We start from the raw sequence: 22,525 nt of genomic DNA on the forward strand, positions 1-22,525 counted from the left end.
TTAAAACGGATTCTAAACCTTAAACAATGAAGATTTTAGTTATATTTAGAAGCTAAATCGTTAGCCGCCTGCTTAAGAACGTTGGTAATATCGTTGTCGATTTTACCTGCTTTAATAGCCACCATTGTATCAGGGTGCTTAGATCTCAGGAACTCGATATATTCAATCTGGAATTCTTTTACTTTTCTGATAGGAACGTTTCTTAAAAGGTTCTCCGTTCCAGCGTAGATCATAGCCACCTGGCTGTCTACAGGAAGTGGAGAGTTTACCGGCTGCTTAAGGATCTCAACGTTTCTTTCTCCTTTAGAAATTACTGCTAAAGTAGAAGCATCAAGGTCAGAACCGAACTTAGCGAACGCTTCCAATTCTTTATATTGAGCCTGATCTAATTTAAGTGTACCAGATACTTTTTTCATTGATTTGATCTGAGCATTACCTCCTACTCTGGATACAGAGATCCCTACGTTGATCGCAGGACGAACCCCTGAGTTGAATAGATCAGACTCCAGGAAGATCTGTCCGTCTGTAATAGAGATTACGTTCGTTGGAATATATGCAGAAACGTCACCAGCCTGAGTTTCGATAATTGGAAGTGCAGTTAATGAACCACCACCTTTTACGATTGGTCTTAATGAATCTGGTAAATCGTTCATCTGGCTCGCGATTTTATCATCAGCTATTACTTTCGCTGCTCTTTCCAATAGTCTTGAGTGAAGATAGAAAACGTCTCCAGGATAAGCTTCACGGCCCGGTGGTCTTCTCAATAGTAGAGAAAGCTCACGATATGCTACAGCTTGTTTGGACAGGTCATCATAAACGATCAAAGCCGGTCTACCAGTGTCTCTGAAGAACTCACCGATAGATGCTCCAGCCATAGCAGAATATACCTGCATTGGAACCGGATCGGATGCGTTAGCTGCAACAATTACAGTATATGCTAAAGCTCCTTTATCAGAAAGGGTTTTAACGATTTGTGCTACAGTAGAAGCTTTCTGACCGATAGCAACATATATACAATATACAGGCTTACCTGCATCAAAGAATTCTTTTTGGTTGATGATCGTATCGATCGCAACGGTAGTTTTACCTGTCTGTCTGTCTCCAATGATAAGCTCTCTCTGACCTCTTCCTACAGGGATCATAGAGTCAATTGCAACGATACCTGTCTGTAAAGGTTCTGTTACCGGCTGTCTGAAGATAACTCCAGGCGCTTTTCTTTCCAATGGCATTTCGTATAAATCCCCAGTAATAGGACCTTTACCATCGATAGGGTTACCAAGAGTATCTACTACTCTTCCTAACATTCCTTCTCCTACTTTGATAGAAGAGATTCTGTTTGTTCTTCTTACTGTATCTCCTTCTTTTACTAATTTACTTTCACCAAGTAAAGCAACACCTACGTTGTCTTCTTCAAGGTTAAGTACAATACCTTCTACATCACTAGAAAATTTCACCAACTCTCCGTATTGTACGTTTTCTAACCCGTATACACGAGCAATACCATCACCGATGGTTAAAACTGTACCTACTTCCTCAACGTTGGATTGAGTGTCGAAGTTGGCCAATTGCTGTTTTAAGATCGCAGATACTTCTGCCGGATTTATTTCTGCCATTGTATGGTTGTTTTTGTCTTATTTAAAAAGTTTAATTTTTAGATCTTCGTTAGAATATTTTGCTATGAACAGGTCAATTTTTGATTCGTCGGCATTGCCATTCTCATCAAATATACCGGACTTGTAAATATTTTTAATTATATCTTTATCTGATAAATCAGTAACAAGTTCTTTATTGTTTTTTAAAAATCTTACCGTATAAATTATTTTAGTCCAGTAAGGAGATTCATTGGGATAAATTGGAGGTGTCTTTTTCACTTCATAGGTTGATCCCAAAGCTGAAACAATTTCGTTATCCTTTACATCAGACAGGATAAAGTTATAATTATTAGTTTCAATATGATAGGTTTCCTTGTCATCAATAAACACTTTGTCCTTCTTGATTTTTACTTTTTGTCCAAAAGCAATACAAGAAAAGGCAAGCATAGATATAAATAAAACCTTTTTCATATTAGTTTAACTGAAAATCTTTTTTAACCTGGTTAAGTTTTGTCTTTACAGATGCATCGATCTGCTGATCACCTACTCTTAGAATATAGCCTCCTAAAATATCAGGCTTTACATTTAAATTCAGATCAAAGTTTGAATCTGATTTTACCAGATTGGTAGATCTTAGAATCTGATCAAGGTTCTCTTTAGAAAGCTGAGTTGCCGTAGTAAGAGTTATTCTCTGTACACCGTTGATATCCTCTACTTTATTGATGAACTCCTGAGCAATATTTTTCAGTTGGTTCTCACGTCCGTGCTTGATCACTAATCTGATCAGGTTCTGTGAAGAAACTGAAAAATCTTTAAAGATCTGGTCTGCTACCTCTATTTTCTTTTTTGCATCAATGTAAGGTGTAAGGAAGAATTTATTCAAATCTGCAGATTGAGACATGATCTTCTTTACATCTTTCATTTCAGAAAATACAGCAGCGGTCTGGCCTGTTTCATTAGTGAAATCAAGCAGTCCCTGTGCGTATCTTTTAGCTACTTTAGATGTAAGCATTCTTAGTTAAGGTTAGATTTGTTTAAATAATTTTGAACTAATTCGTTTTGAGCTTCGTTGTTATCCAATTTTTGCTTAAGGATAGATTCAGCGATGTTTACAGATAAAGCACCGATTTGAGTTTTGATGTCTGCCATAGCAGCATTTTTCTCAGCGTTGATTGTCTGTTTAGCTGCTTCAATCATTTTATCTCCTTCATTTTTAGCAGCATCTTTAGCCTCACCTACGATTCTATCTTTAATCTCTCTGGCTTCTTTAAGGATAGCGTCTCTTTCGATTTTAGCTTCACGAATAATTCTTTCGTTATCTTCTTTTAAAGTCTCCATCTCTTTTCTTGCTAATTTAGCTTGATTAAGAGCATCAACAATAGAAGTTTCTCTGTCATTGATTGATTTTAAAATAGGTTTCCAAGCAAATTTGCCTAACAAAAATAATAATGCTAGAAAAATAACAGACTGGATAATAAATAATCCTGATGAAAACTGGTGAATTAATTCCATTATATAAATGTATAAATAATTATTACTTTTTTTTAAATTAACATTGCTGCAGCCAACCGCTGCAACAATGTTTTTTTGTTTGGCTTATGATGCGAATAACGCAGCAAATGCAACACCTTCTACTAGTGCAGCTGCAATAAGCATAGCAGTTTGGATTTTTCCAGATTGCTCAGGCTGTCTAGCGATAGCTTCAAGAGCAGCAGCTCCGATTTTACCAAGACCGATACCTACACCAAGTACGATAAGACCGCCACCAATAATTCTAGGGATTTCCATAATAAATATAATTTAAAAAATTGTTTTTAATATTTTAAGCTTCAAACTTGTTCTTATTAATGAGCAGCATGATGTTCGTGCTCATGCTCTTCTACAGCCATTCCGATGAACAGTGCAGAAAGCATTGTAAAGATATAAGCCTGAAGGAATGCTACCAATACCTCAAGGATATAGATAACTAAAGTTAAGAATGGGAATGCAACTCCGGCAATCCAGTTCTTGAAGATATAAATTGATCCAATAAGCGTCATTACAACGATGTGTCCTGCCGTCATGTTGGCAAAAAGACGGATCATCAATGCAAAAGGCTTAGTTAAAGTTCCTAATAATTCAATAGGCAACATGATGAATTTCATTGGAACAGGTACACCCGGCATCCAAAAAATATGCTTCCAGTAATCTTTATTAGCTGAGAATGTTGTAATTAAATAAGTAAGAATTGCAAGGAAGAATGTCATGGTAATATTACCTGTAACATTGATTCCGAAAGGCATTAAACCTAAAACGTTTAAAAGTAAGATAAAGAAAAATACAGTTAATAAATAACCCATAAATCTTTTATACTTGTGTCCGATGTTCGGAATAGCAATTTCGTCTCTTACAAAAATAATCAAAGGCTCTAAAAATCTTGCAGCTCCTGTAGGAACAACGGATTTCTTATATGATCTTGCCATCCCTGTAAATAATACAAACATTAAAAGTGAAACTAAGAAAATGATCAGTACACTTTTAGTAATTGAAAGGTCTAAAGGTTTTTCATTTGTAGGATGACCATCTTTATCTAAAGTTAAAGTTCCTGCTGCGTCAGTCTTGTAGATTTTTTCATGGTGGAGTTTATAATAAGAACCATCTACTTCAGTTGTTTCACCATGCATGAAACCTTCTTTACTGTTGCTCATGAAAGCATGAAAACCGTTATCATAAAAAATAACAGGAAGAGGAAAACCAATATGGTGACCATCCTTATCCACCATCAATGTAAAATCGTGAGCATCCAACAAGTGATGAGTGATGAACTCCTTGTTTTCTTTAGTTGCTTTGTCTTTCTCAGAAAGCTCTTGGGCAGGAGCCGTCCCAGCAGTGGCCTCACCGTGCTGTGCAGACACTAAGTTTAATACAAAAATACTGTAGAATAAAACTGCGAATTTCTTAAACATTGATAGGTTTTTTTCGTTGTGCAAAAATATAATATTTTTTCTATTTTCAATAAATAATTTTACTGTTTTTTGTCATGATTAATCAGCTTAATTGCATAGTATGTAAGCAGTGTTGTCAGGACGAAATATGGTAATATAAAATGAAATTTATAGCCCGGAATCACTTCAAAGTTCAATTTTTTACGAATTAAGTACATCAAACCAAATTTTAATAGAATAAGCCCAATTACTGACAACCCTAAAAACTGAGGTACAGTTCTATTAATTATATTCACCAAAGTAATCATCATCATAAACATCACACTTAAAAAAAGATAAAATTTAACTATAATAATCTCATCTAAGTGAAAAACAAATTTCCAGAGGGAAAAATGGATCAGAAATGTTAAAAAGAATAATACCGTAACCAGGATATTAGGATTTAATTTCATTATACAACTTATTTTCAACCTTGTCAATGCTAAGGTTTATTTTAACTGATCACAAAAATAGACTTTTTCTATCGTATTTTCGTACGATTTGATTTTTATCATTTTTTGCATATATATAATATTACGTATCCCAAGGCTTTGGATATGCCTAAAAATTCCTTATTTTTGCAAACCTATAATTTACAATACATATGTTTAATAGTTTACAGGATAAATTAGACAAGGCTCTACATAATATTTCCGGACGCGGAAAAATCACAGAAATCAACGTGGCGGAAACCGTAAAGGAAATCCGTAGAGCGCTGGTAGATGCCGATGTTAACTATAAAGTTGCAAAAGATCTTACCAAAAGAGTTCAGGATAAAGCTTTAGGGCAGAATGTTCTTACTTCCCTTACACCGGGACAGCTGATGACGAAGATCGTACATGACGAGCTGGTAGATCTCATGGGAGGTTCTCAGGAAGGAATCAATCTTTCAGGAAAGCCGACCGTAATCCTTATTGCTGGTCTTCAGGGATCCGGTAAAACGACTTTCTCCGGAAAACTGGCCAATTACTTAAAAACAAAAAGAACTAAAAAGCCTTTATTGGTTGCCTGTGATGTTTACCGTCCGGCAGCGATTGATCAGCTTAAAGTATTGGGCGGTCAGATCGGGGTTCCTGTATTTACAGAAGAAGGTTCTACGAATCCGTCTACTATTGCTGAAAATGCGATCAATTTCGCAAAAGCAAATGGTCATGATGTAGTGATCGTCGATACAGCAGGACGTCTTGCTATTGATGAGCAGATGATGAATGAAATCAAATCTGTACACTACTTCATCAAGCCTCAGGAAACTTTATTCGTAGTAGACTCCATGACGGGTCAGGATGCCGTAAATACAGCAAAAGCATTCAACGAGGCGCTGAACTTTGACGGTGTTGTTCTAACGAAATTAGACGGTGATACGAGAGGGGGTGCTGCTTTAACGATCCGTTCTGTAGTTGAAAAGCCTATCAAATTCATCTCTACCGGTGAGAAAATGGAAGCTTTAGATCTTTTCTATCCGGAAAGGATGGCGGACAGGATCTTAGGAATGGGAGACGTTGTTTCCTTAGTAGAAAGAGCTCAGGAGCAATTTGACGAGGAGGAAGCTAAAAAACTACATAAAAAAATCGCTAAAAACGAATTCGGTTTTGATGATTTCCTTAAGCAGATCAACCAGATCAAAAAGATGGGGAATATGAAAGACCTTATGGGAATGATCCCTGGAGTTGGAAAAGCGATCAAAGATGTTGAGATCAGCGATGATGCCTTCAAACATATTGAAGCGATTATCTACTCTATGACACCAGATGAAAGAAGAAGACCTTCCATCATCAATACCCAGAGAAAACAGAGAATTGCAAAAGGTGCAGGAAGAAAAATTGAAGATGTAAATCAACTGATGAAGCAGTTTGAGCAGATGGGTAAAATGATGAAGATGATGCAGGGGCCTCAGGGAAAACAGATGATGCAGATGATGAGCAAAATGCCGAATATGCCGGGCATGGGCGGAATGATGGGGAAATAACAAAGCCTTCAACAACAAAAGACATAAAAAAACTCTCAGAAATTCTGAGAGTTTTTTGTTTTTTACTTGAATTTGTATCCTAACCCGATCTGGAAGAAATTCATCTTCAGTTTTTCGTCATTTATTGGATCTTTGATCATATTGGTCAGTCCGAAACTGTAACGGGCATCTACGAATAGTCCTTTGTATACATTATAATCAGCCCCTAAAACCAAACCGAATTCAGCAGACTTAAGGTTATCATCAAAATTCTTTTCAAGGAATTGTTCACCTTCATTGATAGCCTGTGGATTTGCCATTCCTCCTGACACATCAATATTCACTTTTGTACTTGTTCTAAAGCTTACAAAAGGACCTGCATATACTCCCAGTTCAGGGGTAGCATAATATCTGGCTGTTATTGGAACTACAATTCTGTTGAAATTGAATTTCTCCGTAACCGTGATTCCCATTGTTGAAACTTCAGCTTTTCCACCTAAATTGGCATATTGAACTTCTCCCTGTAATGCAAATTTGTTATTGAGCTTATGCTCTACCAAAGCTCCTATATAGAAACCAGATTTTGATTTCAAGCCTCCGCTTGCCCCCTCAAATGCGTCAAGGTCTTCGTTAGAAGTTAGTTTAGATAAAGCATAGCCTGCTTTAACTCCGAATTTTGTTTGTGCATTCATTCCTGCAAAAAATGCAAGTGCTGATGCTAATAAGATTTTTTTCATGGTTATTTATTTTATTTAAAAATTGTTTTTAAAGATAAAAAAGCCCTAAAAATAATTAGGGCTTCTATGTTGACAAATGTTTTTTTAATTACTTAGCAAATACATATTTAACTCCGAAAGTTACAGAAGATAAATTCAAACCGAAGTTATAGTTGTTAGTAGCATCACCATCTTTTGGCTTATAGTTACTGTAACCGAACTCTCCGATTGTAGCTTCGATAGACCAGTTTTTGTTTAAGAAATAATCTAAACCTGGCTTCACAGTAACACCAACCTGAGTATATTTAGCTTCAGTAGAAACTGAAGTTGTAGATGTAGTGCTTCCTGTTGTAACTACTGAATTGCTTTCTGTTTCAGTTTTTCCAAACTGCATTGGCACTGCCAATTGTCCGAAAATATATAACTTGTCAGATAAAGTCCAATATTTTCTTACGAAAGGAGCAACAACAAAAGCAGGCTTCTTAGTGATATCCTCGCTTACAACTGTAGCACCTGGCAATGTTGTAGTAGTTGTTTCAGTTGTTTTTTCAGTTTGGTAACCAACTCCAACTCCAACTGCAAGGTTTGTTCCTACGAAATATCCAACTGTAGGTAATACGTTGAAGTTTTCCTTTTTGTAGTTTCCGTTATCACTTTCTACTTGAGAATACCCAACAGAACCTGATAAATATGCAGTTCCTTTTGCAATCTGTGCATTAGATAAACCGAAAAGTGCAACAGCACCAACTAATACTAATTTTTTCATTTTATAATAATTTTAATACTTTCTGAGGGCAAATTTACAGTGGGTTCTGCGAATATTAAAATTTGTTAACGTGATTAATATCATCGGTAAACATTGGTGTTTTCCGGAAATAATGCATATTCATGATATGATTTTGATTTTTTCACAATGTTTAGAATAAAAAATTTACAATTTTTCAATAACAGCGGAATATATTTACTTTTTTAGATTTATCATTTTCTCATAAATCTTTTAATATTCGCGATTATCCTAATAAATACAATCTTAAAACGTTAATTTTTAAGAGGTTAGTCTTAATAATTAACCTTTATTATAGAACATCCCATTCTCAATTCATTAAAGCCCAGATCATTTAATAAAAACTCCGGCTTAAAAGCCGGAGTCTAATGCATTATTTTAAGATTTCCTTATTTCAGGAAGAAGTTGTACCCAATATTAATGGCACCAACATTCCAGTTGGATCTATACCATCCGTAATCACGCTTGTTGCTGATGGTCTGGTAGCCCAGATAAAGCTCACCTTTAGACATCTGGTATCCGAATTTAGGCTGTGCATAGAAACCACCGTCTACTCCGTCTTTTACAGATATTCCATACCCAAGATCTAATCCTACAAATATAGGCGCTCCTGAGAATTTGTATTTTCCGGAAACTGCTACAGGAATAAATCCGAAATCATCAAAATTATCTTTTCCAAAGAAATGAGAATATCCTGTGGTAACCCCAAGGTCAAGTCCTTTTGTAATGTTCCACATATAGGCAGCATCCACTCCTAACGTAAATGAAGAAGCATCGCTGGCATCACCTACCGGAACACCGATATGGCCTCCCAGTTTAAAACCTTCCTGCGCTTGTGCAGCACCTCCCAGCAATGCAAAAGCACCTAGTAAAAATAGTTTTTTCATTTTTTAAATAGTTTGATTGATCCTGCAAAATTACTAAATATTTTAATTATTAATACAAAACCAACGAAAGTCATTCATAGAAACAATAAAAAAGCGGACCAAAATTTTGATCCGCTCTATATCTTTAATTTCGTTTTAAAGAATTAGTTTCCTCCGAATTTGAAACCAACACCAACTTGCAGGAAGCTGTTTGTCATTTTCCCAGCATTGTCTTCTTTTACTAAATTGGAAACTCCCATATTGTATCTTGCATCAAAGAACAATCCGTTTTCAAGCATGTATTCAGCACCGATGAAAGGAGCAATATTAAGCTTGTTTACGTCATCTTTAATATCAACTTCATCATCACCTTCAAGTTCCAGACCAGGAATTCCTATTCCAGCATCAATAACAGTTTTTTGCTTGGCAGAAAGAATAATTCCGAAACTTGCCCCTGCAGAAACTGATAAACCTTCAGTTATGAAATATTTAGCAGAAACAGGAATTAATAAAGTACCGAAAGTAAGTTTGGTTTTCTCTCTGAAGTAAACATCATCCTGACTTGCATTGTAGTCTTCTTTTCCTCCAAGTGGAGAATATAATATCTCTCCCTGCAAACCGAATTTATCACTTATTTTATGTTCAACCAAAGCTCCTACATAAAATGTGTGACTAGGATCCGTATTTCTGGCTTCCAGATCATCCATTTGCTCATCAACCTTAATTGTGGACATTGAATAACCGGCTTTAACACCGAATCTTGTTTCTTGAGCGCTTAAATTAGCGCTTACTACAGCTGCTGCTGCAATAAGTAAAAATTTTTTCATGATTATTTTTTTAGTCGGTCACAAAACTAGGCTTTTTTTTTAAAACACCAAACAGTGGCTAAAAAATATATTCACAAACAATTAATACCAAATCTAAAATCATTAGATTCAAGCAGCTCTCAATTTAATCTTTCAGTCTTTTGTCCTCTTCATTGTATGCCAGAATGATCTTTTTCACAACAGGATGTCTTACAACATCTTCTTCAGTAAGGTGTACAAAACCGATTTCTTTAACGTCTCTAAGAATTCTCATCGCTTCCTTCAGTCCGGATTGCTGTTTCGGCGGCAAATCGATCTGGGTTGGATCTCCGGTGATGATGAATTTGGCATTCATCCCCATTCTTGTCAGGAACATTTTCATCTGGGCATGCGTTGTATTCTGGGCTTCATCCAAAATTACAAAGGCATCATCCAGCGTACGTCCCCTCATAAAGGCTAAGGGAGCAACTTCAATGACTTTCTTCTCCATGAATCCCTCCAGTTTTTCATGGGGAATCATATCTCTAAGCGCATCATATAAAGGCTGCAAATACGGGTCAAGTTTTTCTTTAAGGTCTCCGGGTAAAAATCCAAGACTCTCCCCTGCTTCTACAGCAGGTCTTGTCAGGACAATCCTTTTCACTTCCTTATCTCTCAAAGCTCTTGCTGCCAACGCAACACTGGTATAAGTTTTCCCGGTTCCCGCAGGTCCTATGGCAAAAACCATATCTTTTTTTTCCGTTTCTTTTACCAGTTTCTTAAGATTGGTGGTTTTAGCTTTAATAATCTTGCCGTTGACTCCCTTTACAATAATATCCTGATCGAAAATCAGCTGTTTTTCATTTTCGTCCTTGATATTCAGAACATTCTCAACATCTTTTAAAGCAATAGAATTGTTTTCAGAAATAAATTTTACAAGATTATCCAGTTTTTGTCTGAGTATATCTAAAGCCTCCTGATTGCCCATTGCGAAGACAAAATGATCTCTTCCGGTAATCTTAAGGGTGGGAAAGCTTGATTTTAATAAGTTGAAATATTGGTTATTAACGCCATAGAACGTCTTTACATCGATGTCTTCCAAATCATATGTTAATTCAAACATGCAGTATTTTATTTTTATTAGATTTTAAAATTAAAGCTTTTTTTCAAATTTAGATCAATTCTTTCTACAATCTTTTGGGGCTTTCTTTTTATTTTAAATAACTTTGCAGTAAACACCATTTATTCTACCAACGATTCATGTCAATTATTACCCTTACTTCGGATTTCGGAAATTTAGATTACAGAGTTGCTGCTGTGAAAGGCAAAATTCTGTCTTTAAATTCTAAGGTTAATATTGTTGATATAACCCACGATATCCAGGCTTTCAACCTTATACAAACATCTTATATCGTGCGTAATGCCTATAAATATTTTCCTAAAGGAACCATTCACATTCTTTCTGTAGACAGTTTTTACAACAGATCCAGGAAAAACATCCTGTATAAAGCAGATGGCTCCTACTTTTTAGCGGCGGACAACGGACTCTTAAGCCTTGTCTTCTTTGATATAAAACCGGAAGCGATATACGAGATCACTCTGAACAACCGCTTCGATGATGTGGTAAACTTTACCTCCACGGATGTTTTTGTGCCTGCAGCAGTACATCTTGCGAACGGCGGACTCCCGGAAGTAATAGGAAGGAAAATAGATTCGGCCAAGGAACTTCTTTTCCCGAAACCTGTCTTCAATGAATCTGAAAAAATGATCATTGGTGAAGTAACTTATATTGATAATTTCGGAAATATAATCTCAAATATCAGTAAAGATTTTTTTGAAAGCACCGGTAAAGGAAATGAAGGTTTTACTATAAAATTCAGAAATTTAACACTTTCAAGGGTATATTCCAGCCATACGGAAGTGGTTTCCGACTGGGAAAGGGAAACAGAATTCCACGGACAGTCTGCAGCGATCTTCAATGACAGTCAGCTTTTGGAGCTTACAATCTATAAAGGAAGTAAAAAAAACGGGGCCAAAAGCCTATTTGGGCTTAATGTAGGCGAGAATATCTACGTTGAATTTGTCTAAGATTATATATTCCATAAAAAAACCGATTTTTTTTATATATTTGTCAAAATCTAAAAATTAAAAATGGCAGAATACAAATTATTGCTTCCTTCCATGGGAGAAGGTGTTATGGAAGCGACAATTATCACTTGGTTATTCAATGAAGGTGATAATGTAAAAGAGGATGATTCCGTAGTTGAAATTGCAACAGATAAGGTAGATTCAGACGTTCCGACACCAGTTTCGGGGAAAATTGTAAAAATCCTGAAACAAAAGGACGAGGTTGCTAAAGTTGGTGAGGCCATTGCCATTTTAGAAATTGAAGGAGAAGGCGGAAATACAGCTTCAGAGGAAGCACAAACAGAAACTCCGGCGACCGCTCCGGATACAGAAACTTTAAAAGCTATTGAAGAGCCGTTACAGGCTGCAGCTTCCAATGTAGAATTTTCAGGAGATCTTTACCTGTCACCATTGGTAAAATCAATCGCACAGCAGGAAAATATTTCTGAATCCGAGCTTAAAACAATTAAGGGAAGCGGTTTGGAAGGAAGAATCACAAAAGAAGACATATTAGCATACGTTTCCAACAGAGGAAGCCAGCCGGCTCAGCAGGCAGTTTCTGCACAGGCAGCAGCTCCGGCAGCACCAAAAGCTCCGGCTTCTGCACCGGTTTCTACGGTTCCTGTAGCAGCAGGTGATGAAATCATTCCAATGGACAGAATGAGGAAGATCATTGCTGAAAACATGGTAAAAGCAAAACAAATTGCTCCGCATGTTACTTCTTTCATCGAAACAGATGTTACCAATGTTGTAAAATGGAGAAACAAGCATAAAGATATTTTCGAAAAACGCGAAGGAGAAAAACTGACTTTCATGCCGATTTTCGTGAAAGCTGTAGTGAAGGCTATCCAGGATTTCCCGATGATCAATGTTTCCATCAACGGTGAAAACATCATTAAAAAGAAAAATATCAACATCGGTATGGCTACTGCCTTACCGGACGGAAACCTTATCGTTCCTGTTATCAAAAATGCTGATCAGCTGTCTCTTTCAGGTTTGGCAAAAGCGATCAACGATCTGGCTTACAGAGCAAGAAACAAGAAATTAAGACCTGAAGACACTCAGGGAGCTACTTATACTATTTCCAATGTAGGAAGCTTTGGAAACCTGATGGGTACACCTATTATTCCTCAGCCGCAGGTGGCTATTCTAGCTATCGGTGCTATCGTTAAGAAGCCTGCTGTTCTTGAAACCAAAGACGGGGATGTCATTGCTATCCGTCAGCTGATGTTCATGTCTCACTCTTATGACCACAGAGTGGTAGATGGATCGTTAGGCGGAATGATGCTGAAACATGTTCATGATTATCTTCAGAACTGGGATCTGAATACAGAAATTTAACAGATGATGACGGATAAGTGACCTATTTTTTTTAAAAATCATGTGGAACTTATCAAAACATTTTACCATACAAAACCTTCGATCTTTTCGAAGGTTTTTTCTATTAAAAGATTATCTGTACATTTGAGTCAAATCATGAAACAAAATAATCTTAAATAAAACATCACAACCATCTCAAAATATGAAAAGAGTAACTTTGCTTGCAATAATTTCGTTATGTGTCATCATTGCAACTTATTTTGTTGAATTTATCATAGGATTTTTCAATACTGACAATATCATATACATATACCGTTTTTGCAGTGTATTGAGTCTATTGGGTTATGTTGGCCTCTTACCCTTCTTTATTAAGCTTTATCAAAAACAGCAATAATGGATAAAGAGTTAAGAGAACTTTTCGAAATCAAAGAAGATGAAAAAATATTAGTTTCAGAAGAGAAGCCAAATATTGCAAAGCATATCCTTATTCGTCTTGCCATATTTATAGCTGGAACTATTGGCTTTACTGTAATCATACTTAATTCCAGCGGCTGGGATGTTTTAGGTTACCTGATATTTATGTTTGCATTTCATGTTATATGGTTTATTGGTATTCTTATTGAAACATTCATCCTGCATATCAATAAAAAATACATTCTAAGGAATACTAATCTGATATTTTTGGCTGCTGTAGTGATTTTTTACTGTATAGCATATATTGCTGTTTTTAATCCACAGATTTAGTCATTATCAATATAAAAGCTTCCTCAAAAGGGAAGCTTTACTTTTGCAATGAACATAGAAAATTCTCGCTATAATGATTTTTAAAACTGAAGATAAATTCCTTTGGTCACTTCAAAAATCTGTAACATTTTATTACAAATACAAACTAACGATGTAATAGAATATCTTCTCAACTGTTTTATAATAAAAGCAAAAACCAATATTCCAAAAATATGAAACAAATTCTTCTGACAGCTTTAGCTTTAAATATTTCTGCCGTCGCTTTTTCACAACAAACCAATCAGTTCAAATTAATTGATAATTATGTAAAAGAAGCCATTAAAACAAATCAAATTCCTGGTTTGGCTATTGGCATTATAAAGGATGGTAAAGTAATTTTTGAGCAATATTACGGTGCAGAAAATCTGGAAGATCAAAAAAAAGTAAGCCAGAGTTCGATGTTTAGGATCTATTCAACTTCAAAATTAATGACCAACGTCGGCATTTTCCAGTTGATTGAACAGGGAAAACTATCTTTAGAAGACAATATTTCAAAATATGTCGAAAATCTCCCGAAAGACTGGCAAAATGTCAAAGTAAAGAACCTCTTAACCCATTCTTCAGGAATACCGGATTTTATTGCTTTCAGTGATATTTTGCCTGAATATTCCGGCTCTAAAACTATGGAACGTTTAAGCAAAGAAAAGATGGATTTTAAAACGGGAAATGAATTCAGATATAATCAAACGAATTATATGCTTCTTTCAATGATTATTGAGAAAATCACAGGTCAATCTTTCGAGAATTTCATTTTGGGCAATCAATTTTATGATGCAAAAAATCAGGTAGTTTTTTCTTCAAATGCTCTTGAAAAAATTCCAAACCGTATTATAAAGTATAATTATAATCCGGAAACAGAAAAATATGAAAAGTCTGCAGATGTCGAAGGAAAAAAGGCTCATCCGGGAAATGGACTCGCAATTACCCTACCCGCTTTTTTAAAATGGTGCAGCCATTTGAGTAAAAATGATTTTCTTAATCAAGGAACGAAAGACATGATGTGGCAGCCGTTTGAATACGGAAACAAAAAAGATGTTTTTGCCTATGGCTGGGAGATCAATAAGGCAAATAATATACCGTCTTACGGTTTTTCTGGTGGAAATGTCAATGCTTACAGGATTTTCCCACAAAATGATATGTCAATTATCATGATGTCAAACGGATATAATTTTTTCCCTGCACAATATCAGATTATTAATCATATTGCAGCTATTATAGACAAAAATTTAACTGATAATTATCTGCTGGCAGAAGAATCTATTATTGCTGAATTCGCTAAGCCGAATAATCCCGATGCTGAAAAGAACTACTATACGATCAAAACAAAAGACCCAAAATGGGATTTTGAAGGTACATTAAATAATATCGGATATATTTTACTCAGAAACTCAAGGGTTAACGAAGCCGTAAAAGTTTTTGCATTAAATGTTAAAGAAAAACCTCAATCAGCAAATGCTTTTGATAGTTTGGGTGAAGGTTATTTTTCAATTAAAAATTACACTTTGGCCCTGGAAAGTTATAAAAAATCTTTAGAATTAAATCCTGAAAATACTAACGCTTCAAATATGATTAATAAAATACAGAACTTAACAACAAAGAATTAAATAAGATTTAAAATCAAATCGTTCAATAAAATCAATCCCGCGAAAGTTGGGATTTTTTATTTGAAAATTTGGGTAATAATTTTATCTTTAAGACAAAACTGTTTAAAAAATTGAAAATTGAATTAAAATAAGTTTTTAAAGCAATTGGTCTAATTGAGAAACAAATTATATCATTGATAATTTAGCTGTAAATTCACACCACAAAAATACAAAATGCTGAAAATTCTCTTCCTCATCCGAAAAGGTCTTAAAAAGTCTTTTGACAATATCCGCAACGAGCAACTGAAAAACAACCTTCTGCAGGCCATTCCCTTCTGGATAGGTTCTGTGATCACCGGTTTTTTTGCAGTGATGTATGCTAAGATATTCGCATGGGGAGAACATCTGCTGCATTTTATTATGAACTGGCATGCCTGGATGATCTTTATCATTGCTCCCATTGGTTTTGTCCTTTCATGGTGGCTGGTAAAAGAATTCGCTCCCAATGCCAAAGGAAGCGGTATTCCGCAGGTGATGGCCGCTGTAGAGCTTGCCAATCCAAAGGAACATACCAAAATCCGGAGTCTTTTAAGCCTGAAGATCATTGTTTTTAAAATCATTTCTTCCGTAGTTCTGGTGATCGGAGGCGGAGCCGTGGGGCGTGAAGGGCCAACCATTCAGATTGCAGGATCTGTTTTCAGGAAAGTAAATGAATACCTTCCCCACTGGTGGCCGAAAATCTCCAAGAAAAATATGATCATGACTGGTGCGGCGGCGGGACTTGCGGCGGCATTTAATACGCCTTTGGGCGGTATTGTATTTGCTGTGGAAGAACTATCCAAAACCCATATCAATTATTTCAAGACCGCTTTATTTACGGCAGTAATCATTGCGGGCTTAACAGCCCAGACCTTAGCAGGTTCTTATTTGTATTTAGGATATCCGAAAACAAATAATGTCTCTCTGATGGTCATGTTTCCTATTATTCTGGTAGCAGGAACTGCCGGAATTCTGGCCAGTCAGCTTTCCGTCATGATGCTTAAGATGAGTGACTGGAAGAAAAGAAGGCTTAAAACCGATAAAGCCAATATCATCTTTCTGGTGCTTTGTGCCCTGTTTATCGCTTCTATAGCATATTTTATCAACCGTGAGATTCTCGGATCCGGAAAAGAAATCATGGAACGTGTTCTATTTACTAATGATAAGCATGAAGAATGGTATGTTCCAGTATTAAGAATGCTTGGCCCTGCCCTGTCCTTTACATCAGGTGGCGCTGGAGGAATTTTCGCGCCGGCACTTAGTGCGGGGGCCAGCATAGGGTCTGTGATCTCAGGGGCGATTCATCTGACAGCCAACGAAACCAATGTAGTCGTTCTTGCGGGAATGGTCGCTTTTCTTACCGGAATTACCAGAGCACCGTTTACTTCCGCTATTATCGTGCTGGAAATGACGGACAGACATTCCCTGATCTTCCATCTGATGCTGGCGGGAATGGTATCTTCTATTGTCTCCATCTTAGTGAGCAGACATTCTTTGTATGATGTTATCAAGGTAAATTTTTTAACGGAAATCAGGGAGAAGGATTAGTTTCGTGATACGGGGTTCGAGTTTTCAATTGTCAGTTATTAGTTGCGAGTTATGATTTTAAAGATCCTCTTATTGGAATAATTAGAAATGGTTTAAAGCTTTAAACTTAAAACCCTGAACTTTAAATGCTGAATTCGAAACCCGCAGCCCGAAACAATTTCACTCCAAATATTGTATATTACAAATATATTTTCTAATTTTGCACCTCGAAATAATTAACAAATTCATTTAACATTATGAACAATTACGAAACTGTTTTCATTTTAACTCCCGTTCTATCTGATGCTCAGGTAGAGGAAGCAGTGAAAAAATTTGAAGATCTTTTAAAAGAAAAGAACTGTGAAATCGTTGCCAAAGAAAACTGGGGATTAAAAAAACTAGCTTATCCTATTCAATTGAAAAAGAATGGATTCTACACTTTAATCGAGTTTAAAGGTGAAGGTAATGTAGTTGCTGATTTAGAATTGGCATTCAAACGTGACGAAAGAGTAATCCGTTACCTGACTACAAAACTTGACAAGCACGCTGTTGAGTACGCTGTAACTAGAAGAACTAAAATCAAAGCGGCTAGAGCTTAATTATTAACCCAATTTTTAAAAAAGACAAGACATGGCAATAGACGAAATGGCTAAACAAGCCTCAGCTGGAGGAGAATCTGAAGTAAAATTCCTTACTCCACTTGATATCAATACAAAATCTGAAAAGAAATATTGTAGATTCAAAAAATACGGAATTAAGCACGTTGATTACAAAGATGCTGATTTCTTATTACAGTTCGTAAACGAGCAAGGTAAAATCTTACCAAGAAGATACACTGGAACTTCTTTAAAATACCAAAGAAAAGTTTCTGCTGCTATCAAAAGAGCAAGACACCTTTCTTTACTACCTTACGTAGCTGACTTATTGAAATAAGACAAAAAAATAAATAAGAGAAGAGGGCAACCTCTTCTTTTGTTGCTGAATAAATAATTTAATTCTAACTTGATTTTAGATTTCAGATGTCAGAAACAAGGCTTTAAGTCTAATTTCTAATATCTAACTTCTAACATCTAAAAAAAGGACAACAACAATGGATATCATCCTAAAAAAAGACGTAGAAAACTTAGGACTTGAGTTTGATACAGTAAGTGTAAAGCCTGGTTATGCCAGAAACTTCTTAATCCCTCAAGGATTTGCACTTTTAGCTACTCCTAAAAACAAAGCTGCTTTAGAAGCTACTTTAGAAGCTAGAAAAGAAGAAGAAGCTAAATTAATCGCTGCTGCTAACGCTGTAGTAGAGCAATTAAAGAAAACTTCTGTTACTATTCCTGCAAAAGTAGGTTCTGGTGACAAACTATTCGGTTCTATTAACAATGCAGATCTTTCTGCTGCTCTTGAGAAAGCTGGAGTTTCTGTAGAGAAGAAATACATCAAAATCCCAGGGAACACTATTAAGAGAACTGGTAAAGTTACTGCAAACATCAGACTACACAGAAATGTTGAGTACAACTATGAATTCGACATCGTATCTGACGCTCCGGTAGAAGCTCCTAAACCAGCTGCACCTAAAGCTAAAGTAGTAGAAGAAACTCCTTCTGAAGAAGCTTAAGATTCTAAAGAGATTTTCTCAAATATATAAACCACTTCCTTTGAAGTGGTTTTTTTGTATTTTGTTGTATTGATATCTTTTAAATATCCGTCTTTTGTGTTGCAAAATATCCATCCCGAAGTAGGGTCAGGAAAAGCTTGAGGTAAATATTTATTTTCTTTTTTCCATAGAATTTCTCAAACACTACTCTATATCATGAATCAGAAATCACAGAGCCACCAAAAAACTCTCAAACCCTCAAACTCAAACTTCCCTCCCACACAACTTACCTATCCCCTTTCAGTTTCTGCTGATATTCCGTGGGCGGCACCCCGATTACTTTTTTGAAAATATTACTGAATGACGACAGGCTGTTGTAGCCTACCATCATCGCTATTTCATACATATTATATTTTCCTTCCAGCATTAATTCCAGGGAACGCGTAATTCTTAAAGCCCGTAAAAAACGAACGTAATTCATGCCCAGAATCTCTTTAAATTTCCGCGAAAGAGTTCTGGTGCTCATTCCGAATTCTTTAGCCGTAGATTCAATGGTGAGAGGCTTTTCGAGATTAGCATGGATGTATTTTGCAATCTTCAGCAGGGTTTCATCTTTTGGGAATGGATGCTGAACCGGAAAAGCCAGCTTTTTATCTCTTTTTTCAGGAAGAATTCCTTTTAAGGCTTTAAGGAAATAATATTTAGCTCCATCATTTTTTGTGATTTTCCCATCCCAGTCTTTGGTATATAAAATCATTTCCCTGAGTAAGTGACTGACGGAATAGATATTAATTTCATCAAAGAAGCCACTTTCATTTTCCTCTTTTTTAAAATAAAAATTGTACAAATCTACTTTTGGGCTGGTTGAGAAAATATAATGCGGCGTTCCTGCCGGGATCCACATAAAACATCTTGCCGGAAGATACCAGTGCTTAAGATCTGTAAAAACATGGACAATTCCGCCCTCAGCATATACCAACTGAGCAGAACTGTGATGATGGATGTCCGTAGTAACATCTCCTGTGAGCACATTATAAACATAAAATTCTGCATCATCCTCTTCTACTGCTTCAAAATGGCTGTCATTCATTGAATAAAGGTAAGAAGAAAATTTCAGTTTGGCGTAAATGAGCAAATCTTTTTCTGCTTTCACAAATCAGGTCCGATACTCCACAGCGTAACTTTGCAGCATCAAAATCATTTTAGCAAAAATCCTTTAATTAAATTATGAATATGATATTTAACGCTGGCAGATATCAGTGCATGGCGTTGTGCTTACTGTTGACAGGCAGTTTTGTACACTCACAAATGATCGATTATCAGCATCTCAGCCTTCAACAGGCTATTGAGACTGGTTTGAAATACAACAAAAACCTGCAGATAAGCCATTTAAAAAAGGAAATGTCTGCCACAAGAGAAAAAGACCTTGCCATGGAAAAGCTGCCAGATATAGAATTTCACACCAGCTATCACCAGGTGACCAATCTTTTCCAGTATCAAAACGGTTTTTTCAATAAAGCCACGAAATATGATGTCATTAACGGAATGTATGATTTTACCCTTTCAGCATCAATACCGGTCTATATGGGTGGGAAAATCAGGAATGCGGAGAAAAAAGCATCTATTGATACTGAAATTTCTGCTCTGAGAACCCATCAGGATGAAAGACAGCTTAAAATGGAGATCATTACGGCTTTTCTCCAGATCCATCATTTAAAGGAACAGCAAAATCTTATCAATGATAAAATGAAGGAGGATTCTGTAAATATCAAACAGGTAAAAGCTTTAAAAGCCAATGGAGTTGTGACGGTAAATGAAGTTCTGAGAACATCTTTGCAGCTTTCCAATCATACGATGAGCTGGACAGAGCTGGACAACGATATACAAATTGCCGAGCATCAGCTTAAAACCATTCTTTCGCTTCCGGAAAACCAGGAAATGCATGTAGATACAGAGGATCTTATTTCAGACAGAGCTGCTATTCCCTATATTGATGAACTGACGGAAACTGCTTTAAGTAATAACGAATCCGTAGAAATGACCCACAAAAATCTTTCGTTAAAAGAATTGGATCAAAAAATCACGCGGGCGAATTATTTACCCCAGATTACAGCAGGAGGAGAATACTTTATCAAATATCCCAATATGATGTTCTTTCCCCCTGAACCCTACGCCTACCGTTTGGGAATGCTTGGAGTAAACCTTACTTATCCCATCGAAAACCTGTATAAAAACAAATACAAGATGCAGGAAGCCCGGGAAAATATTGATCTGGCAAAGCTCCAGATTGAAGAGAATGATGAAAAGGTAAGACATACCGTTTATGAAGCCTATAAAAAATTCGAAGAAACCGATCAGAAAGTAAAGATTGCCGAAGAAGCTATAGGCCAGGCCAAAGAAAACTACCGCATTGTAAAGACAAAATATGCGAATAAATTAAGCCTGATCACAGAACTCATCGATGCAGATAATGCTTATCTGGAGGCTGAATCCAATCTTATTTCCGTAAAAATTAACCGACAACTAAAATATTACCAACTCCAGTACACGATTGGAAACTTATAAAAACTATGGCAAAGAAACAACTGACACAAAAAGAAAAAAGAATCAACAAATCGATTACGCTTCTGGCCTGGATCCTGATCATCAGTGGAATTACTGGGATGGTAAGCTTTTATCTTTTCTCAAGGAAAAATGTGACCACAAACGATGCCCAGATCGAACAGTATATTACCCCGGTTTCCAGTAAAGTTTCAGGATTCATTAAAAGCATACGGTTTGAAGAAAATCAGTTCGTGCATAAAGGTGATACCCTGATCGTGATCGACAACAGAGAATTCATCAACCAGGTAGAAATGGCTGAAGCCGGCCTTCATGCCAACGCTGAAAATATTGCGACCATTGAGAGCGGCGTCAATACAAAGGAAAGTGATTCAAAGATCATTGATGCCAAAATAACTTCAGCAAAAATTGATATATGGAGAACAGAACAGGATTTTAAAAGGTATAAAAACCTGGTGTCTGAAGATGCCGCCACCGAACAGCAGTTTGAACATGTAAAAGCTTCCTATGAGCAGGCCAAAGCCAGTCTTTTAGCTTTAGAACAGCAGAAAAATGCAGTAAAAGCCGGTGCTAATGAACAGCAGACAAAAGTAGCCCCGGTAAAAAGCCAGGTCCGGCAAAGCTCTGCCAACCTGAACAATGCGAAACTTTTTCTTTCATACACCGTGATCACAGCCCCATACGATGGCTGGGTAGGCAAAAAAACAATCCAGGAAGGACAACTGATCAAAGAAGGCCAGGCGCTGGTACAAATGGTAAGTAAAGAAAAGTGGATCATTGCCAACTATAAAGAGACACAACTCGGACAAATCGATACGAAGCAGGAAGTAACAATTACCGCAGATGCTTATCCTGATATTGAGTTTAAAGGAAAAGTGGTTTCCGTCTCGCCTGCATCAGGTTCACAGTTTTCTCTGGTAAAGCCTGATAATGCTACGGGTAATTTTGTCAAGATCGAACAGAGGTTTCCGGTAAAAATTCTTCTGGATCCCCATCAAAATAATGAAAAACTGCTTTCCGGGATGAATGTCCTGGTGAGTGCGAAAAAGATATAGCTTTTTTGTGTGGATGGTTTTAAGTTTTTAGAGTTTTAGAGTGAAAGATAGTAAACATCACAAGTCCAATTCCTACATCAATAAACAGTCGGATTAGATTTTTTTAGCGGAAAGACAGCACTGCAGCGACAGGCTTCTGATGATTCTTTAGCATTTGTCAATTTACCTTTTACTTTTACATTCTGCTCTTCTGTCTTTCCGCATTTTATTGCCGATGAAATAACGAAAAAGCATCTATGTGCTTCCATACCAACCTATTTTAACGAATCACCCAATCATCACATTTACAA

The 22,525-nt window shown here is 36.4% G+C and carries 24 protein-coding genes; 11 read left to right on the forward strand and 13 right to left on the reverse strand.

All coding sequences use genetic code 11. The annotated features are described in order from the left end of the window. Nucleotides 1-35: 35 nt before the first annotated feature. The 6 genes from atpA to atpB form a co-directional block, all read right to left on the reverse strand. Entirely contained in the window at nt 36-1,613 is a 1,578-nt protein-coding gene (gene atpA, locus AC4IFE_RS14350) for a F0F1 ATP synthase subunit alpha (RefSeq protein WP_490757844.1), read from the reverse strand. Nucleotides 1,614-1,631: 18 nt separating this feature from the next. After that, on the reverse strand, nt 1,632-2,063 hold the full coding sequence (locus AC4IFE_RS14355) for a hypothetical protein (RefSeq protein WP_490757845.1): 432 nt from the start codon (nt 2,061-2,063) through the stop codon (nt 1,632-1,634). Nucleotide 2,064: 1 nt separating this feature from the next. After that, complete coding sequence (gene atpH, locus AC4IFE_RS14360; protein ID WP_111958087.1) at nt 2,065-2,604, reverse strand: ATP synthase F1 subunit delta; 540 nt, start codon at nt 2,602-2,604, stop codon at nt 2,065-2,067. Nucleotides 2,605-2,606: 2 nt separating this feature from the next. After that, on the reverse strand, nt 2,607-3,104 hold the full coding sequence (locus tag AC4IFE_RS14365) for a F0F1 ATP synthase subunit B (protein WP_111958089.1): 498 nt from the start codon (nt 3,102-3,104) through the stop codon (nt 2,607-2,609). A gap of 84 nt (nt 3,105-3,188) precedes the next feature. Beyond that, nucleotides 3,189-3,380 carry an ATP synthase F0 subunit C gene (gene atpE / locus AC4IFE_RS14370; protein ID WP_040994829.1) on the reverse strand — a complete coding sequence of 64 codons (192 nt, stop codon included), beginning with the start codon at nt 3,378-3,380 and terminating at the stop codon, nt 3,189-3,191. Between the two features lie 56 nt (nt 3,381-3,436). Then, nucleotides 3,437-4,537: a F0F1 ATP synthase subunit A gene (atpB, locus tag AC4IFE_RS14375; protein ID WP_048504313.1), complete on the reverse strand. Its 1,101-nt coding sequence runs from the start codon at nt 4,535-4,537 to the stop codon at nt 3,437-3,439. A 622-nt stretch (nt 4,538-5,159) separates the two neighbouring features. Here atpB and ffh point away from each other — a divergent pair. Continuing rightward, nucleotides 5,160-6,521, forward strand: a complete 1,362-nt coding sequence (gene ffh / locus AC4IFE_RS14380; RefSeq protein ID WP_490757846.1) for a signal recognition particle protein — start codon at nt 5,160-5,162, stop codon at nt 6,519-6,521. Between the two features lie 62 nt (nt 6,522-6,583). Here the strand turns inward: ffh and AC4IFE_RS14385 are convergent, their stop codons facing one another. The 5 genes from AC4IFE_RS14385 to AC4IFE_RS14405 all read right to left on the reverse strand — a co-directional run bounded on the left by AC4IFE_RS14385 (nt 6,584) and on the right by AC4IFE_RS14405 (nt 10,774). Further along, the gene (locus tag AC4IFE_RS14385; RefSeq protein WP_490757847.1) at nt 6,584-7,237 is read right to left on the reverse strand and encodes a porin family protein; all 654 of its coding nucleotides are present in this window, start codon (nt 7,235-7,237) and stop codon (nt 6,584-6,586) included. 88 nt (nt 7,238-7,325) lie between these two features. After that, entirely contained in the window at nt 7,326-7,982 is a 657-nt protein-coding gene (locus AC4IFE_RS14390) for an outer membrane beta-barrel protein (protein ID WP_490757848.1), read from the reverse strand. A 407-nt stretch (nt 7,983-8,389) separates the two neighbouring features. Then, entirely contained in the window at nt 8,390-8,887 is a 498-nt protein-coding gene (locus AC4IFE_RS14395; protein ID WP_490757849.1) for a hypothetical protein, read from the reverse strand. A gap of 143 nt (nt 8,888-9,030) precedes the next feature. Beyond that, entirely contained in the window at nt 9,031-9,693 is a 663-nt protein-coding gene (locus AC4IFE_RS14400; protein WP_490757850.1) for a porin family protein, read from the reverse strand. A 124-nt stretch (nt 9,694-9,817) separates the two neighbouring features. Beyond that, the gene (locus AC4IFE_RS14405; RefSeq protein ID WP_111958101.1) at nt 9,818-10,774 is read right to left on the reverse strand and encodes a PhoH family protein; all 957 of its coding nucleotides are present in this window, start codon (nt 10,772-10,774) and stop codon (nt 9,818-9,820) included. Between the two features lie 137 nt (nt 10,775-10,911). On the opposite strand from AC4IFE_RS14405, the gene AC4IFE_RS14410 reads away from it, so the two are divergent. From AC4IFE_RS14410 to rplI, 8 genes are all read left to right on the forward strand, one after another. Beyond that, nucleotides 10,912-11,739, forward strand: coding sequence for an SAM hydrolase/SAM-dependent halogenase family protein (locus AC4IFE_RS14410; RefSeq protein WP_116012539.1), 828 nt, complete (start codon nt 10,912-10,914; stop codon nt 11,737-11,739). Nucleotides 11,740-11,802: 63 nt separating this feature from the next. Then, nucleotides 11,803-13,119, forward strand: a complete 1,317-nt coding sequence (locus AC4IFE_RS14415; protein ID WP_490757851.1) for a dihydrolipoamide acetyltransferase family protein — start codon at nt 11,803-11,805, stop codon at nt 13,117-13,119. Between the two features lie 372 nt (nt 13,120-13,491). After that, complete coding sequence (locus tag AC4IFE_RS14420) at nt 13,492-13,842, forward strand: hypothetical protein (RefSeq protein ID WP_490757852.1); 351 nt, start codon at nt 13,492-13,494, stop codon at nt 13,840-13,842. A gap of 212 nt (nt 13,843-14,054) precedes the next feature. Beyond that, nucleotides 14,055-15,485 (forward strand): serine hydrolase domain-containing protein, encoded by a 1,431-nt coding sequence (locus AC4IFE_RS14425; protein ID WP_490757853.1) that lies wholly within the window; start codon nt 14,055-14,057, stop codon nt 15,483-15,485. A gap of 213 nt (nt 15,486-15,698) precedes the next feature. Then, on the forward strand, nt 15,699-17,051 hold the full coding sequence (locus AC4IFE_RS14430) for a chloride channel protein (protein ID WP_490757854.1): 1,353 nt from the start codon (nt 15,699-15,701) through the stop codon (nt 17,049-17,051). A 236-nt stretch (nt 17,052-17,287) separates the two neighbouring features. Further along, on the forward strand, nt 17,288-17,629 hold the full coding sequence (gene rpsF, locus AC4IFE_RS14435; RefSeq protein WP_490757855.1) for a 30S ribosomal protein S6: 342 nt from the start codon (nt 17,288-17,290) through the stop codon (nt 17,627-17,629). 31 nt (nt 17,630-17,660) lie between these two features. Then, nucleotides 17,661-17,963, forward strand: coding sequence for a 30S ribosomal protein S18 (gene rpsR, locus AC4IFE_RS14440; protein WP_034706728.1), 303 nt, complete (start codon nt 17,661-17,663; stop codon nt 17,961-17,963). Between the two features lie 157 nt (nt 17,964-18,120). Continuing rightward, nucleotides 18,121-18,639 (forward strand): 50S ribosomal protein L9, encoded by a 519-nt coding sequence (rplI, locus tag AC4IFE_RS14445; RefSeq protein WP_490757856.1) that lies wholly within the window; start codon nt 18,121-18,123, stop codon nt 18,637-18,639. Nucleotides 18,640-18,904: 265 nt separating this feature from the next. On the opposite strand, the gene AC4IFE_RS14450 is transcribed toward rplI, so the two are convergent. Further along, nucleotides 18,905-19,708 carry a helix-turn-helix domain-containing protein gene (locus AC4IFE_RS14450; RefSeq protein WP_490757857.1) on the reverse strand — a complete coding sequence of 268 codons (804 nt, stop codon included), beginning with the start codon at nt 19,706-19,708 and terminating at the stop codon, nt 18,905-18,907. Between the two features lie 143 nt (nt 19,709-19,851). Here AC4IFE_RS14450 and AC4IFE_RS14455 point away from each other — a divergent pair, with 143 nt between their 5' ends. Then, nucleotides 19,852-21,183 (forward strand): TolC family protein, encoded by a 1,332-nt coding sequence (locus AC4IFE_RS14455; RefSeq protein ID WP_490757858.1) that lies wholly within the window; start codon nt 19,852-19,854, stop codon nt 21,181-21,183. A gap of 5 nt (nt 21,184-21,188) precedes the next feature. Further along, on the forward strand, nt 21,189-22,235 hold the full coding sequence (locus tag AC4IFE_RS14460; protein WP_490757859.1) for an HlyD family secretion protein: 1,047 nt from the start codon (nt 21,189-21,191) through the stop codon (nt 22,233-22,235). Nucleotides 22,236-22,312: 77 nt separating this feature from the next. Here AC4IFE_RS14460 and AC4IFE_RS14465 read toward each other — a convergent pair whose 3' ends face one another. After that, complete coding sequence (locus AC4IFE_RS14465; protein WP_490757860.1) at nt 22,313-22,483, reverse strand: hypothetical protein; 171 nt, start codon at nt 22,481-22,483, stop codon at nt 22,313-22,315. Between the last annotated feature and the right edge of the window lie 42 nt (nt 22,484-22,525).

The organism is Chryseobacterium sp. UF-81, assembly GCF_058245105.1.